The organism is Mesorhizobium sp. 113-3-3 (genome assembly GCF_016756495.1).
Lineage (GTDB): Bacteria > Pseudomonadota > Alphaproteobacteria > Rhizobiales > Rhizobiaceae > Mesorhizobium.
On record NZ_AP023243.1, the window covers coordinates 315,280 to 329,213 of the forward strand.

General features: G+C 60.7%; 14 protein-coding genes. 8 read left to right on the forward strand and 6 right to left on the reverse strand.

What is annotated here, in order from left to right; translation table 11 throughout:
- Positions 1-130 precede the first annotated feature (130 nt).
- Positions 131-1,591: an FAD/NAD(P)-binding protein gene (locus JG746_RS01420; protein WP_202356564.1), complete on the reverse strand. Its 1,461-nt coding sequence runs from the start codon at positions 1,589-1,591 to the stop codon at positions 131-133.
- On the reverse strand, positions 1,588-2,760 hold the full coding sequence (gene ssuD / locus JG746_RS01425) for an FMNH2-dependent alkanesulfonate monooxygenase (protein ID WP_202356565.1): 1,173 nt from the start codon (positions 2,758-2,760) through the stop codon (positions 1,588-1,590). The genes JG746_RS01420 and ssuD overlap by 4 nt, the downstream gene beginning before the upstream one ends.
- Before the next feature lie 408 nt (positions 2,761-3,168).
- On the opposite strand from ssuD, the gene JG746_RS01430 reads away from it, so the two are divergent.
- From JG746_RS01430 to JG746_RS01440, 3 genes are all read left to right on the forward strand, one after another.
- Positions 3,169-4,539 (forward strand): DUF6538 domain-containing protein, encoded by a 1,371-nt coding sequence (locus JG746_RS01430; protein ID WP_202356566.1) that lies wholly within the window; start codon positions 3,169-3,171, stop codon positions 4,537-4,539.
- 102 nt (positions 4,540-4,641) lie between these two features.
- The gene (locus JG746_RS01435) at positions 4,642-5,376 is read left to right on the forward strand and encodes a hypothetical protein (protein ID WP_202356567.1); all 735 of its coding nucleotides are present in this window, start codon (positions 4,642-4,644) and stop codon (positions 5,374-5,376) included.
- A gap of 390 nt (positions 5,377-5,766) precedes the next feature.
- Positions 5,767-5,979: a hypothetical protein gene (locus JG746_RS01440; protein WP_202356568.1), complete on the forward strand. Its 213-nt coding sequence runs from the start codon at positions 5,767-5,769 to the stop codon at positions 5,977-5,979.
- A 437-nt stretch (positions 5,980-6,416) separates the two neighbouring features.
- On the opposite strand, the gene JG746_RS01445 is transcribed toward JG746_RS01440, so the two are convergent.
- Positions 6,417-6,875 (reverse strand): hypothetical protein, encoded by a 459-nt coding sequence (locus JG746_RS01445; protein ID WP_202356569.1) that lies wholly within the window; start codon positions 6,873-6,875, stop codon positions 6,417-6,419.
- Between the two features lie 219 nt (positions 6,876-7,094).
- On the opposite strand from JG746_RS01445, the gene JG746_RS01450 reads away from it, so the two are divergent.
- On the forward strand, positions 7,095-7,730 hold the full coding sequence (locus JG746_RS01450) for a recombinase family protein (protein ID WP_202356570.1): 636 nt from the start codon (positions 7,095-7,097) through the stop codon (positions 7,728-7,730).
- 134 nt (positions 7,731-7,864) lie between these two features.
- Here JG746_RS01450 and JG746_RS01455 read toward each other — a convergent pair whose 3' ends face one another.
- Entirely contained in the window at positions 7,865-8,488 is a 624-nt protein-coding gene (locus JG746_RS01455) for a KTSC domain-containing protein (protein ID WP_202356571.1), read from the reverse strand.
- Positions 8,489-9,178: 690 nt separating this feature from the next.
- Here JG746_RS01455 and JG746_RS01460 point away from each other — a divergent pair.
- The 3 genes from JG746_RS01460 to JG746_RS01470 all read left to right on the forward strand — a co-directional run bounded on the left by JG746_RS01460 (position 9,179) and on the right by JG746_RS01470 (position 11,031).
- Positions 9,179-9,832, forward strand: a complete 654-nt coding sequence (locus JG746_RS01460) for a hypothetical protein (protein ID WP_202356572.1) — start codon at positions 9,179-9,181, stop codon at positions 9,830-9,832.
- 32 nt (positions 9,833-9,864) lie between these two features.
- Positions 9,865-10,428 (forward strand): hypothetical protein, encoded by a 564-nt coding sequence (locus JG746_RS01465; RefSeq protein WP_202356573.1) that lies wholly within the window; start codon positions 9,865-9,867, stop codon positions 10,426-10,428.
- Positions 10,429-10,524: 96 nt separating this feature from the next.
- Positions 10,525-11,031 (forward strand): ribonuclease H family protein, encoded by a 507-nt coding sequence (locus JG746_RS01470; RefSeq protein WP_202356574.1) that lies wholly within the window; start codon positions 10,525-10,527, stop codon positions 11,029-11,031.
- 113 nt (positions 11,032-11,144) lie between these two features.
- Here JG746_RS01470 and JG746_RS01475 read toward each other — a convergent pair whose 3' ends face one another.
- Complete coding sequence (locus JG746_RS01475; RefSeq protein ID WP_202356575.1) at positions 11,145-12,029, reverse strand: hypothetical protein; 885 nt, start codon at positions 12,027-12,029, stop codon at positions 11,145-11,147.
- A gap of 194 nt (positions 12,030-12,223) precedes the next feature.
- Between JG746_RS01475 and JG746_RS01480 the strand changes: the two genes are divergently transcribed.
- Positions 12,224-13,102, forward strand: coding sequence for an ATP-dependent DNA ligase (locus JG746_RS01480; RefSeq protein WP_202356576.1), 879 nt, complete (start codon positions 12,224-12,226; stop codon positions 13,100-13,102).
- A gap of 79 nt (positions 13,103-13,181) precedes the next feature.
- Here the strand turns inward: JG746_RS01480 and JG746_RS01485 are convergent, their stop codons facing one another.
- Entirely contained in the window at positions 13,182-13,868 is a 687-nt protein-coding gene (locus tag JG746_RS01485; RefSeq protein WP_202356577.1) for an AbiU2 domain-containing protein, read from the reverse strand.
- Between the last annotated feature and the right edge of the window lie 66 nt (positions 13,869-13,934).

Here is a 13,934-nt window from a genome sequence, read left to right on the forward strand (position 1 = left end):
GTCCGGCGAGGCCGGATTTCGCCAACATTTATTATGTCTACTGATTATATATACAAAGTAGGATTTTCCGTTTTTGGCGCCTGCTTGGAACGGAAATACCAATTTTTCGCGGCCAGGCCGGGTTCCGCTGTCAGCGCGCGACCGCAACGTCGCCGGCATTGGCGCCAACCGCCTCGGCGGACGGAAACCTGTCGACCAGCCCAGCAATCTCGCCGGCGACCACCTGGGCATGGCGGGCGACCTCCGGCAGGCCCATGAGTTCGCCAAAGGTGCCCCGCGCCAGCGGACCGGCGACGAAAAGCCCGGGGACAGCCCTGCCATCCTGGCCGATGGCGCGGCTATCCAGACTGGTCGCGATGCCGAGCCCATAGGCGTCGACTTTGATCAGTCCGGCCTCGGCCAGGGAGCGCAACGCCGGATTGAGCCGAAGCGCCTGTCCATGAGCCGGCCCCGTCGTGTTGACGACGGCATCGAAGCGGGCCGTCTCGATCCGTGTCTGGCCGCGCCGCTGAAAGCTGACCGCAAGGCTCTCGCCCTCATCGTTGGACGCGACGAGCCTGGCGGCGATGGTGTCGAACGTGCCGGCGGCCTGGCGGCGATCGAGCACGGAAGCGACTTGCGGGGCGATCCTGAAGCGATGCACGTCCCAGAACACGCGCAACTGACGGACGAGCCTTGCCCGTTCGGATGGAGGAAGGGCGGCCCACAGCGCCGGCCCCTGCAGGCGCAACTGATCGAAGACGGATTGCCAGTTGACGTTGGCCTCGCGCGCCGCGGCAAGCGTGGCGCGAATGTTGCGAAGCAGGCCAAGCGCCGACGTGGCCGGCGTCGATGCGAAATCGCCGAAGGGTTCGCCCCTGACATCGGGATGGCCGCGCGAGCGCAGTCCGCGGCGCGACAGCGCCAGGATGCGGCCGCGATGGCCACGGCGATCGAGTTCCGCGACCATGTCGGCCGAGGTCAGCCCGGAGCCGACGATCAGCACCGAGGCGTCCGACCCGATCCCGACAAGTGCCGATGCGGCATAGGGATCGGCGACAAAAGCCTGCGCTTCGGCCAGGGAAGCCAGCGCTGCCGGGATTGCGGGTGCAGGATGCGTCGCGGCGAGGACGACAATGTCGGCGGCGACGGGGCCGGCGGAGGTCTGCACGGTCCAGCCGGCGCCACTTGTTTGCCGTGTCACGCCGGTGGCGAGACCGCCGACATGACGGACCGCGCCTGAAACCAGATAGGGGGCGAGGTGCTCGGCGACATAGCGGCCGAACACGCGACGGCGCGGATAGGCGTCGCCATTCTTCCAGATCGCGTCGGCGTCACGCTCGAGTTCGCCGGAGCCGGCCAACCAGCGCGCGAAATGCTGCGGATCGTCGGGAGCCATGCTCATTCTGACAGCCGGGACATTGACCCGGTGCGACGGCTCTTCGCAGGAATAGGCGAGACCGCCGCCAAGTGCTGGGCGCGGCTCGATCACGGAGACCAACAGGTGCTCCGGCCGATGCGCCCGCGCCAAATGCCATGCCAGCGCCGCGCCGGAAAAACCGCCGCCAATGATGGCGACGCGCAGTCGGCGGGCTGGAGGCAGCGCGTTCACGAGGCGCTGGCGAGCGATTTCGGCCGGTGGTCGCCGGCGATGGTCTCGCCGAACGGTCCGGTGTTGACGGATGAGCCGGCTGATTTGACCGGATGATCGGTCGGCAATTTCGGCAGCACCAGTTCGCCAAAACGATAGGCTTCTTCGAGATGCGGGTAGCCGGACAGGATGAAGGTGTCGATGCCGAGGCGGCGATATTCTTCGATCCGCTCGGCAATGGTGTCGGGATCGCCGACCAAGGCCGTCCCCGCGCCGCCTCGTACCAAGCCCACCCCAGCCCAAAGATTGGGCGCGATCTCGAGCTTGGCGCGGTCGCCGCCATGCAGCGCGCTCATGCGCGCCTGGCCGACCGAATCCATGCGGGCAAAGACTTTCTGGGCCGAAGCGATCGTTGCGTCGTCGAGGCGGCTGATCAGCCGGTCGGCGGCGGCCCACGCCTCCTCGGTGGTTTCCCGCGCTATGACATGCAGGCGGATGCCGAAGGAGAGTTTGCGGCCGGCCTTCTCGGCCAGCTCACGCACGGCATCCAGCTTGCGCTCGACATCGGCGGGCGGTTCGCCCCAGGTCAGATATTTGTCGATCTCCTGCGCCGCCACCGTCGACCCGGCATCGGACGAGCCGCCGAAATAGAGCGGCGGATAGGGCGTTTGCACCGGCGGGAACAGCAGCCTGCCGTCCTCGATGTGGAAATGCTTGCCCTGATGCTCGACCGTCTCGCCGCTCAGCACGCGCTTGTAGATCCGCAGGAATTCCTGGGTCACCTCGTAGCGCTCGGCATGCGAGAGGAAAATGCCGTCGCCCTTGTTCTCCAGCGGATCGCCGCCGGTGACGACATTGATCAGCAGGCGCCCGTTGGAAATGCGGTCGAGCGTGGCCGTCATGCGCGCGGCGAGCGTCGGCGACTGCAGGCCGGGCCGCACGGCGACCAGGAAACGCAGCCGCTCGGTCAGCGGCACCAGCGCCGAGGCGATCACCCAGGAATCCTCGCACGACCGGCCGGTCGGCAGCAGCACGCCATAGTAGCCCAGCGTGTCGGCGGCCTTCGCCACTTGCGTCAGATAGGGCAGATCAACCGATCGGCCGCCCTCGGCGGTGCCGAGATAACGGCTGTCGCCATGCGTCGGCAGGAACCAGAGGACCTTGATGCGGTCCGGAACGTCGCGGGTCATGGCTTGCCTCCCGCGAGCCGGTGGCGGCGGACTGTGCCTGACGGGGTTGAAAGCGGGCGCAAGGGGGTGGGCATGGCGTGGTTCCTGTCCGAGAAAACCAGATCGCCCGCACTTTGCTTATTCTACAAACTCTGTAGAGTTAGTTTATTCCAAATCCATCGTTGAGATTGGAAATTCTCTTCGATCGGTCGAAGCCGGCCGAATCCTCTGCATGCTCGCAGGCGTCAGTCCCTGGCGGATTGGAGAAGACTGTTTGGTGGAGCCAATCGGACTAGACACCACCGCTCCCATATTCGTTGCAAACCTTGGTTTCCCGTGCTAATCGGCCCTAAGTAGGGGTCAGAATGCGGGGTCAGAGTTGCCATGAGAAGACGACAACGGGCAGAGGGACGGCGGAACAACGGACCGATGCGGCACCTTCAGTTGAAGGGGAACCGCTACCGATACCGTAGGGCCATCCCGGCGGAGCTTCAACGGCACTTCGGAGGCAACAAGTTCTATGTTCGGTCCCTTGGGACGAGTGACGTTGTGGAAGCCAAGCGACGGAGGGACGAGGCCGAGAGGGAGAGCGACAAGCTATTTGGTGAGCTTCGGCGCGGCGGGATGACCGTCCCCGCCAGAGATGCAATTCGCGAACTTGGCGAGGTGTGGGCCAGGGAGCTTGCGGAGAGCCGAGCGGACCCCGTTAGGTGGACCGAAAAACTGACCGGGAGAAGACCAGCCGACGAAGACGTCCACGACGCACACGGGCATGTCATGGAACAGGCCGATAAGATCGAGCGGGAGCACGGGGAGGACGCCAAGACGCGGTTTCTTGATGAGGCGTTCGGCCGGGTTGGCGTGGATCGCTTCCGGGACACCTACCTTGGCGAGGTGAAGCTTGCCCCCAAGACCATTCGGGACCGCACGGGGCACCTTAACAGGTTCGCTAGGTGGTCCGAGACCGAGGGGCTGAGACTGGCCGATATCGATCGCAGGACGGCAGGAAGGTATTTCACCTCACAGCTTGCCGGGGGAGACCGCTGGACCGCCCTCAAGCACCTATCGAGCTTGCGGGGCTACTGGGATTTCCTCAAGAGGCGCGGACACGTCAACGGCAACGACAATCCTTGGGAAGGCCAGCAGTTGCCTGACAGGAGCCGCAGAGTGGAGCGCGGGGCGCGGGACAATGACGAGCGACCTTTCACCACGAAGGAAATGCAGACGCTTCTCTACGCGCCGGAGGAGGAACGGGCCAAGGCACTGGGGCGGACCCCTGCCCGGCTCATAGACGACGCCATGCGCATCGCGGCGTTGACGGGGATGCGCCTTGCCGAGGTCGTGACGCTCTGGTGCGTGGAGGTGGACGGCGGCTTCTTCTCCATCGGTCATGGCAAGACAAGCGCGGCGGTGCGTCGTGTCCCCATTCATTCCGACCTTGCGGAGATCGTGGAGCGGCGGACAAAGGCTAAGAAGCCGAAGGACTGGCTATTTCACGAGTTGCAACACGAGAGGGACCCCGGCGACACCTTCGGCAAGCGTTTTGCCCGCTATCGGGAGCGACTGGGGGTTGACGACAAGCGGGAAGGAAAGCGCCGGAGCTTGGTCAACTTCCACAGCTTCCGCCGATGGTTCATCACCGAGGCGGAGCGTGGGGACATTCCAGAGAGTACCATAGCGGCCGTCGTGGGCCACGAGGAGGGCCGCAAGGGGATCACGTTCGGGACTTACTCGCGGGGGCCATCGGAGGAGCAAATGCGGGCCTGTGTCGAGGCCGTGAAGCTACCCTTTGTGAAGTAAGTCGCCCCAACTCGCCGGCCGTTGTGTCCGCGATGGACAACCAAGACTGCCGATCTTAAATAATTAGTCGGAGAATATTGGGAAATCGGCGGGGGCAACAAAATGTCGTTTGGCATTCCGTTAGATGAAATACACACGATGTTGGACACGCTCGACCGTGAACTCAAACGACTGGCGCTCACAAGGAGCGGAGAGTTCAAAGAGTTCGTCCCGATGGGTTATGTCTACGACGCTGTTTCCGTTCTGCACGAACTTCGCGACTACGACGCGATCTCCTATCTCGGGATAGCCCCGTCCCTAGCAAAGACACTCCTGGACTTCAACGCCTCGGTGCGCACAGCGACAGTTGTCGCCGCGCTGGAAAGGGCTAGGACATTTCTGAAGTCAGAGGAGAGCGACTATCGCGGCGCCTCTGGCGAAGCAGGCGTCGATCGGGATCAGGCAGAGCAAATTGAGGAAGTACCGTTACCAGCGCCGCCTCCAGTCGCTGTCTGGACGGAACAGTGGGTCTATGTCCAGCCCCGCTCAAAGGCGAAGCAAGTGATCGCAGAGCTATCAGACCTTCTGGAGGAGGTTTTGCTCTTAGCTGGCCAGTCCAACCTTCCTGAAGAGCATGCAGCATTGAGCAAGCTGGATCGACAACAGTTGATTGCGTTGCTCGAAACCGCCCTGGCAGTCCTCAAGGCACCTATGGTGGAACCCGGTCTGCTCAAGAAGCTCCGAAAACTGGCTGTCGAAGTCGGACAGAGCGCCGCCAAGAAGCAGGCAGAGCTAACGCTGGGCGAATTGGCGACCGCTGCGGCCGGCCTCATCGCTAAGTTGCTCGGATATTTGTGAGGCGAGATGGCTTGTTTGCAAGGAACTTTAGTAGGAAGATACTCCTAGTGGGGCGATTTCTCTAAGGAGGTCGCAGTGGTGAAACGCAACAAGCCGAAACAGCTATCCGGTCCCGATTTGGAGCGGTTCCTACAGGCAGCGGATGGGCTCCATAAAAAAGCATCGTCGGTCCGCTGATATCGCCAACGTGGGACCACTTCCGGTCAATGCAGACGCTTCATGAGGCGCTGTTGAAGACGGTGCGAGAAGTCACCGGGAAAGAAGTGTCGTTCATCCGGTGGAACGGCACGGGGCCGGTTAAGTGAGCGCTTGCGTGGCCGACAGGTATCCTTACATTCGCTCCTTCCGCCGAAGCGCCTATACCTTGGCGAACAGCATGAGGAGAACGTCATGGGTTGGCATGAGGATTTGATTGCTCACCACGAAAAGCAGATTGCCACCTTCAAACAGGCCATTGCCTGGATGGAGGACGGAACGCTTGGCACAGGAGATATCGAGAATGGCCGCCGGAATGATACGACGGCAGCTTCAATAGCTTGGTATCGGCGTATAGTTGCCGACCTGGAAACGCTTGTGGCGAAGATCAAGGACGGAACCCTCTAAGCCGTCCAGTGCCACGGCTCCTTTTCAAATTGGCGGAAAAATCCGAGGGTCGAACTCGACAGTTGATGAAACGCGATACCCCCCGGTGGGGTCGCGCCGCAGCCCGCGCCGCCACCAGTCCACCCTCGGCCACCAATAGGCCGTCATTCATGCAGCGGTAGCGGTTGGAGCGGCTTCGTGAGGTCGGCTGGTTTAGGAAACCGGGCAGGAAACCCATGCAAGGTCCATAAGCTCCCATTTGTCAGCCACAACGAACGCTGACATCAGGCAAGGTGGCCTAACCCTTGCGGTCGTCAACCTTGTCCGCGCCTAACACCGAGTACGATGCGCCATTTTTGGTCAGGCGAACTCGGGGCAAGTTCCTCGTAAAGGAACCTACCCCAAGCAAAACTCGACTGATGTCGCCGCGCCACCCCTCGCCGGGCGGCCCAACCCTTTTACCTCGGGCCGGCCAGCCGAACCGTGTCAGCGATATGCTTCTCCAGCGCTGCGTCGAAGAGCGTAGCGTCCCCTGCGTTGATGTTCCCGACTAGTGTTCCGATAGACGCCTTGCCCGAGACGATGAAGACTTGCCCGTCGGGTGTGACGGAAATTGTCTGTGGCAGAGCATAAAAACTCTGGCCAGAGCGCAATTTCGCCGGTTCAATCGTAAACGCCACAACCGGGACGTCCTTGCCAAGCCCTGAACTGTCGATCTTGACCCGAAGACGGTCAGCGGTTTCGGCTCGTGCCTGTTCGAGCGTCGCCACCACATTCCGCGCGAGCCAATCACTGGCTTTCTGCGTGAACTCCGCCGCTTCTTTGGCTTTGCGCTCGCGCTCTGCCACCGCCGCATGGGTTGCGCTCTCAACCTCTTCGTCAGTTTTCTGGATGATATTGCTAAATCTGCCACTCATGATTTTTCCTCTCGAAAATGGCTAGGTTACGTTAACCATATGGAAATGGGGGGTCGTCCGAGCGTGCGCAATAGCGCCGCGTGAAGCAAAACTGTTTCCGTTAGGGTATAGCCCAGCGTACGGCCCAAGCATCGTCCGAAAGGATGTCCGTTAGGGTTGACATCGGTCAACGGACAGACTATTCAGCGTACATCATGCTAACGGACACCGAGGAAGCCCATGTCCAAGACCATTCTCTACGCCCGCGTCTCAACCGTTGACCAGACCCTCGGCCACCAACGTACACAAGCGGAGGCCGCTGGCTTCACCATCGACGAGGTGGTGGCAGACCACGGGGTCTCTGGGGTCAGCACCGCGCTTGCCGAGCGCCCCGAGGGGAGAAGGCTCCGGGACATGCTGCGGAGGGGCGATACGCTGGTGGTGCGCTGGGTGGACCGCCTCGGCCGCAACTATCAAGACGTTTGCGACACCATACGCGAGTTCATGCGGAAGGGTGTGGTCGTTCGGACGGTCATCAATGACATGACCTTCGACGGGGCAACGAAAGACCCCATGCAGCAGGCCGTGAGGGACGCGCTGATCGCCTTCATGGCCGCGACCGCCCAAGCACAGGCCGAGGCCACGAAAGAGGCCCAGCGGGCAGGGATAGAGGCCGCTCGTGCCCAGGAGGACCGCTACCGGGGCCGTAAGCCGAGCTACAGCCGAGCCACTCTACGGACCGTGAGCGAGATGCTTGCGCAGGGGGAGGGAGCGTCGGCTATCGCCAAGGTGTCGGGCCTAACTCGCCAGACGATCTTGCGCATCAAGGACGACCCGATCTCTGCGGAGCGGGCGCTTGCGGTTTGGGGTCTTTGAGGGGGAGACACAGCAATGGTTGAGACAACGGCAATGGCTTTTCTGATAGGCTATGCGGCGCTCGGCATCGGCGCTCTGCTTTGGAACTGGTTTCTGCGGTGGCTGTGACCGGCGAAACGCTGCGGGGCAGACTGTCAGCTAGGAAGACAGGCAAAATTGCCCCGAATGCGGGCGTTGTAGAACTTCCCAAGTGACGGGGCCTTGAGAAGACCCTCAAACGTCCGTTGGTCGACGTTGCAATATTGATACCATTTCGAGTTCAGCCGAAGCAGCAGCAGCTGGGTCGAGAAGCGGGTGTCCTGGAAGCAAACCCGCTTGATCAAACTGCTCTCTCCGGAAGTTGGGAGACAGGTAAACTTCGAGAGATCAACAGCCCCGACGTGCGTGACCTGGACAACTTCGCCGGAGGCCGCGTCTCGCTCAATGTGTGAGCTGTCTACCAACAGCGGGTCTTCCCCTACCGTGACTACGGCAAGGACCAACCCCCGTTCGTCAGTGAACAGAAACTTGCACTGTCCAAGACCCGTGCCCGCACAGTCGTCCGTTTCCGGATACGCAGCACATACGTCCGGGCGGCCGACGCACTGCCCCTTCGGGAGGGTGGCGGGCTTCCATCCCCGGCTTAGGAGCGTTTGGCGGGCTTCCGGGTACGTCATCCCACTCACCAGATTTCCGGCCAAATCCTTAGCAATGGCAGGCTCCCCGGCACCGAAGCTTGTAAGCGCGAGAACGATAAGGGCGGAGGTGATCTTCAACATGATATCCTTTCTGAACTGCGCCCCTGAAGGGTGTCATGGCAAGGCCGTACCTATATTGAGTAGGCGGCAACTGTGCCCCGCCCTCCTATTTCGGGCACAGCAGCGATGCAAACTCCTTACAATACAAGGCTCCGCACTGGATTAGGTTTCCTGTGCAAAATAATGTAATAAATTCAGTTAGATAGCCGTTGACATTGTATCCGGATGGCCCCATATTGGCGCCACGCATACCCGAGCGGTGGGCTAGTCCTGACCGCTGAACCACCCTGAAGTCCAACCCGCTCAAGCGGCCCCGGCCCAAGAGCCCCAATCCAAAACCAGTTTGGCTGTACTGCGAACAGCCCGGTCGATTGCAGCCATGCCTGACGTGCCTTTAGGGGCCGACAGCGGGACCGTACGGGGCAAGACGATGATCCCCGGCCGAACCATACAATGGAAGCGGGCTCGCATCCGAGACCGGCAACTTTGCCGGACATGCGAGTGCCGCGTTTGCCGCCAATCCGGATTAGCCTCCGGAGCGGGAGCGGAACCAAGGGCTTACAGCCCAAGGTGGAACCGTGAACCGGGCAGGTCAGGACGACACCCGGCGGCGACTGAAAACCATCAAATCATGGTCGGGGAAACTCGGCCTTTTTTTCAACCTTCCGTCCCTCTGTGCTTAGGGGCGGATACAAATATCAGGAGAAATGAATGCGAACATGCCGCGCTGCACATTGCGGCGCACCAACGTCTTCCCGCTTCAGTCCGCACTGTCGGCGCCACAAGAGCCGACTGCGGCGCCAGGGCGATGTCGAGCAGACCGCGATCAGGCGGAGCGAGCTTGCGCCCTACGTTGCCCGCGTCCGGGAGCGCATCGCCAAGAACGCCCACAGTCCCCTCTGGGGCCACTTGGATGCCCGCTGGGCCGCTCTGGCAATTTCGGCAAAGGACACGGCAAGCAATCGGGTTCAAAGCCGATACCAGCGCCAAGCGGCGCACGAGGTGGTGAACCTCGATGCCGAATGCTCCGCAAGGGACATAGCCATCACCGCACTGGCGATGTTCATGTTCTGGAGCGAGAGGCCGGAGCGTTTTCTGTCCGATGCCGCCTTTCGCCTCCAGCTCGTGAAGCGGGTGCGGGCGCTCTCCAGTAGGCACTCGGGGCTTCGCTACGACCACCGAGCGAGCAAGCAAGAGCGCGTCTATCGGGAGCTTAGTCCAAAGGCGGGCATGATTGTCGCCCGTGACCTGACCGCCGCTTTCGGAGGCGCCGGACTGCAACTCGCCGAACTCGAAAAACGTGACCAAGAAAGGAAACAAGCAATGACCGATGAAATCAACCAAGCCCTTCGGGAGTTGGTGTGACTGCCATTGAAATGAGAGGGGACAGTTAGGCGGTGGAGTACTTTGAAGAGGTACTCGACCGAAAGACCGGAGAGCTTGTCCGGATCAGCAAAGGTGAGTGGATCACCATAACCGAGATGGCGACGAGTTTCGGAGTAGGCCCGAGGACGGCGCGAGCCATTCTCCGAGAGATGGGCGTTCTACAGATTGAAGACCGTGGTGGTCATTGCAGACAGCGCCTTGCACGTTGGGTCGTCCAACGTGGATGGGGGAAGCGACACGAGCCCAAAGGCCGATACCCGTTCGATGTGATCGGTCCTGAAGCGCAACAGTGGATTGCTGAAGGCTGGGGCGAAACCGTGGAGAAACTTCGCGCCAAGACCCTAGAGGGGGAGAGCGGTTCGGCCGCTTCCGCCCTTCAGCAGTTCAAAGCCAAACGGTTACACCCCATGCCAACCCAGCACGAAATCTGCTGGTTGATTGATCACTTTCCGTCGCTGTCACAGTCGGAAATCGCTTCCATTGTTGAAGTCAGTCAGCAGCTTGTCAGCAAGTTTGCCGGCATACGGCAAGCCCAGCGAGACAGGTGGCACGAATGGCAGCGGATTGCTGCCTAGATCGGTACCACCGAGTGGGTAGGCGTGACGTACATAGACATATTACCCAAGCCCACAACACCCTCAAATCATACGAAACCCTACAAGGAAAAATGAATGAGTAGTTTGACCACCGAAGGCCCTTCGGGCCTACGGCTTGTCGTCCATTGCGACGGCGCCTGCATTGGCAACCCCGGCCCCGGCGGCTGGGCTGCAACCATCAAACTCATGGATGGCGATCAGGAGATCAGTCGGACAGAAGTCGTCGGGTCGGAACCGGCGAAGACAACCAACGTCCGCATGGAAATGAGCGGAGCCATCGGAGCCCTCCGCGCTATTCCGGAGAACGATGGCACCCCGGTCGCGGTCTTCTGCGACAACGAGCTGGTGAGCAGGGGGATGAACGAATGGCTCTCGGGTTGGATTGCCCGAGGGTGGCGAACGGCGGCCAAGAAGCCGGTCGCGAACCCAGACCTATGGCGGGAGCTTGCCGCGCTTGCCAGCGACCGCGCGATCACTTGGCATTGGGTGAAAGGCCATGCGGATGATCCTCACAATGAGGAGGTAGATGCGCTCGCCTACGCAGCCGCCAACAGAGCCTTGCACTCAAAGAAACCGGCGTAACGGCTGCGACAGCGCCCGTGGCTGCAATTCAAGCCTAAGTGCCCAATCGGCGATGATGGGTGGCGTGCCCCCGGTGCTCTAGCGGCCGGGGGCCATGGTCACAACTTTGTTTTTTAAAAAAGTGGTGGAAGCAGTGCAATCCAGTGCCCAATGTCGTGTGCCAACCTGATTGCCGCCTCAAGGAACTGGTGCTGTTGCGGAAATAGCTTATTGACCGCCCATGAATAGGCGTCATGTCCGGCAGCTGCAGCGATCCCGCCTACGCCGCCGGTGATGGCGACATTTACGTTCCTTACAAGCCAATCTCGCACTTTTTTGGCTACCGATGCGATCTGACCCCGCAACCCTTGAAGGCCACTAGGCGAAGGCGTCGAGGCCGAGATTTCCTCCTTCAACGCCTCGATTGCCGCCTTCGTCTGCGCTACGTCCTCGGGCGTGAGCGCTGGATCTGAGATCGCTTCCGGCGGTTTGTTGTGGCCGATACCTGGGGATGATCCGAGTGCGTCTACCGCAGCTTCAAAGATTTGTAGAGACGCGGCCACGTTGGCAGCGGCCTCTTCTGGCGAGTTTGGTCCCTCCTCGCCAATTGTCAGCACCTCACCGTCCAGTGTCAGCACCTCACCGTTTAGTGTGAGCGCGTTCCTGTCCAACGCAACCTCGTTCTCATCCTCCTCCGGCACATTGACGATGCGTATGTTTGACGGGACCCAATCAACACCTCTGCGCTCAATCTGGTTGACCGCTTCATCGATAATCGCCTCATCGATGGAGCCACCGAACCGGCCTTCGAGTTGCTCGCGGGCGTCGTGTGGACCGCCCCAAATGTATTGGTAGCCACCCTCGGCGCCATCGTAAGGCGTGCTTTGGCCCGGATCCTCGAAGTTGTGAAAGAACCAATCCAAGAGGCTTTGCACTTGCTCCCTTTGATCAAGGTCCCTTAGAGCCTCGTCCGACGGAAACTGGAATGGATCACTCAAGCCCTCGACATCTAATGCCATGCTGTAAGCCCCCATTATTGCCCACGGACAGCGAAGCCGGCTGCCACGCGGCTTCACATAGTCGCGAAATCAAGCATCGACTACCCCGCAGCAGCCAAATCCCTCCGAAAAACGATTAACGCTCTTTAGCACCATCTAACGGAACGCTTATGACGGTGCGATATTGAGTAAAATGCGAGTTGCGTGGAGTGCCTATGCGTAAGCCTGCCGTGCGCGTCCGGCTGTCATTCATCCGCCCTATGGAGCCCGAGCTGGTCGAACAGCCGCCCAAGGGTGGCGAATGGGGCCATGAGGTCAAGTTCGACGGCTACCGGACCCAAGTCATCAGGGACGCTGACGGCATCCGCTTCTACACCAAGAACGGGTTCGACTGGACGGCCAAGTACCGGCCACTCGCCGACGAGGCGAAGGCGATAGACGCGGAAAGCTTCATCATCGAGGGCGAGATGATCGTCACCAACGAGGCTGGGCTGTCGGACTTCCATGCGCTGCGCTCGGCTATCACCAAACGCCCTCAAGACCTCTACCTCGTGGCCTTCGACCTTCTGCACCTCAACGGCCACGATCTACGCGACATGCCGCTGAAGGACAGGCGCGAAATCTTGCAAGCGTTGGTCCCGGCCGGAGGTCGTATCCAGTTCAGCGAGGCTTTGCCTGGCACTGGCGAGGCCGTCTACCATCTCGCCTGTGAGGCCGGTCTTGAGGGCATCGTGTCGAAGCGCCTCGACAGCCTCTACCGCAGCGGCTCGACCATGAACTGGCGCAAGATCAAGTGCTACGTCGAGAAGGAGATGGAAATCATCGGCGTGAAGCGGGAGACCGGAAAGCCGGCCATGGTGCTCATGGCTGACAAGGGCCACTACATGGGCGGTGCCTTCGTGGCCTTCAAAGCCGACAAGCGGCAAGCCCTATGGGACCGCGTACAAGGGAAGGCTGGCGCACCGCCGCCGAAAGGGCTCGCCAAAGAGAAGGCCGAGTGGCTCAAGCCAGGTCTGGTGGGGCGGGTCAGGTTCCTCAAGGGTGAGGAGAAGCTAAGGCATGCTTCGCTTAAGGACTTTCGCGAGGATAATTGACGTCTCTATGCCGCTATAATCATCCTTTTGCGGAGCGGCCGAGACAAAATTGACGCGGAGGAAGGGACGTTGGTTCACTTCAAAGCGCTGGCGGGTAGTCGGCGGTGCTATAGTCACCGGTCTTGATCTTCATTCGCCGCTGTTCTTCCGCCTTCAGTCCGTCATAGATGACATAGAGCAAACCCTCCGCGTCGGGATGCGAGGGGAGAATGGCATCATAGGCCATCTCGCCGACATTGTAGTGCGTCGAGACTGCATTGAGTACACCGGCAAGTGCTGCCAATGCGGCATCGACTTTGAGCCTTGTTGCTTCCTTCAGAGTTTTCGACGGGTCAAGCCGATGCTCAAGGCTGTTGTGGCTGATCCGATTGTTGCGCCAATCTCGGCAGAAGTCCTCCGCATGGATCGCCACATTGACTTTGTCCGAAACCCGGTTGGCGCCGGCCGGATCGGGCATGAGCGCAGCTAGGCGTTTGACGGTCAGCGTCTCCTTTCCCCAGATCGAGGGCTTGTCCGTCATCCTCGAAATCGAGAGCAGTACCTGATCGAAAAGACAGTCCTGAACAATGCGAAAAAAGCTTCCTGATGCTGCGTTCAACAGATCGACGCGCGACCCCTTCGTTCCGAAAAGAACCTTGTACTGGTTCCAGACTAACTGGGTACGGCAAAGCTCCTGAACGAGTTCGGCATAGATCGCGCCTAACTCGGAACCCATGGCGGTTTCGTATTGAGCCCGAGCTTCGGCCGCCGTCTGTTCTTTGCTCATCCACCCGCGCCTTTTGATTGACAGCCGATATTTGCGCCAACAGCGATGTGCAAGCAAGCCGGCGTT

Excerpts from the sequence above, each read along its gene's own strand:
- ssuD (WP_202356565.1), bottom strand. The coding sequence starts at position 2,760 with ATGACCCGCGACGTTCCGGACCGCATCAAGGTCCTCTGGTTCCTGCCG.
- JG746_RS01430 (WP_202356566.1), top strand. The coding sequence starts at position 3,169 with ATGCGGCACCTTCAGTTGAAGGGGAACCGCTACCGATACCGTAGGGCC.
- JG746_RS01435 (WP_202356567.1), top strand. The coding sequence starts at position 4,642 with ATGTCGTTTGGCATTCCGTTAGATGAAATACACACGATGTTGGACACG.
- JG746_RS01440 (WP_202356568.1), top strand. The coding sequence starts at position 5,767 with ATGGGTTGGCATGAGGATTTGATTGCTCACCACGAAAAGCAGATTGCC.
- JG746_RS01445 (WP_202356569.1), bottom strand. The coding sequence starts at position 6,875 with ATGAGTGGCAGATTTAGCAATATCATCCAGAAAACTGACGAAGAGGTT.
- JG746_RS01450 (WP_202356570.1), top strand. The coding sequence starts at position 7,095 with ATGTCCAAGACCATTCTCTACGCCCGCGTCTCAACCGTTGACCAGACC.
- JG746_RS01455 (WP_202356571.1), bottom strand. The coding sequence starts at position 8,488 with ATGTTGAAGATCACCTCCGCCCTTATCGTTCTCGCGCTTACAAGCTTC.
- JG746_RS01460 (WP_202356572.1), top strand. The coding sequence starts at position 9,179 with ATGCGAACATGCCGCGCTGCACATTGCGGCGCACCAACGTCTTCCCGC.
- JG746_RS01470 (WP_202356574.1), top strand. The coding sequence starts at position 10,525 with ATGAGTAGTTTGACCACCGAAGGCCCTTCGGGCCTACGGCTTGTCGTC.
- JG746_RS01475 (WP_202356575.1), bottom strand. The coding sequence starts at position 12,029 with ATGGCATTAGATGTCGAGGGCTTGAGTGATCCATTCCAGTTTCCGTCG.
- JG746_RS01480 (WP_202356576.1), top strand. The coding sequence starts at position 12,224 with ATGCGTAAGCCTGCCGTGCGCGTCCGGCTGTCATTCATCCGCCCTATG.
- JG746_RS01485 (WP_202356577.1), bottom strand. The coding sequence starts at position 13,868 with ATGAGCAAAGAACAGACGGCGGCCGAAGCTCGGGCTCAATACGAAACC.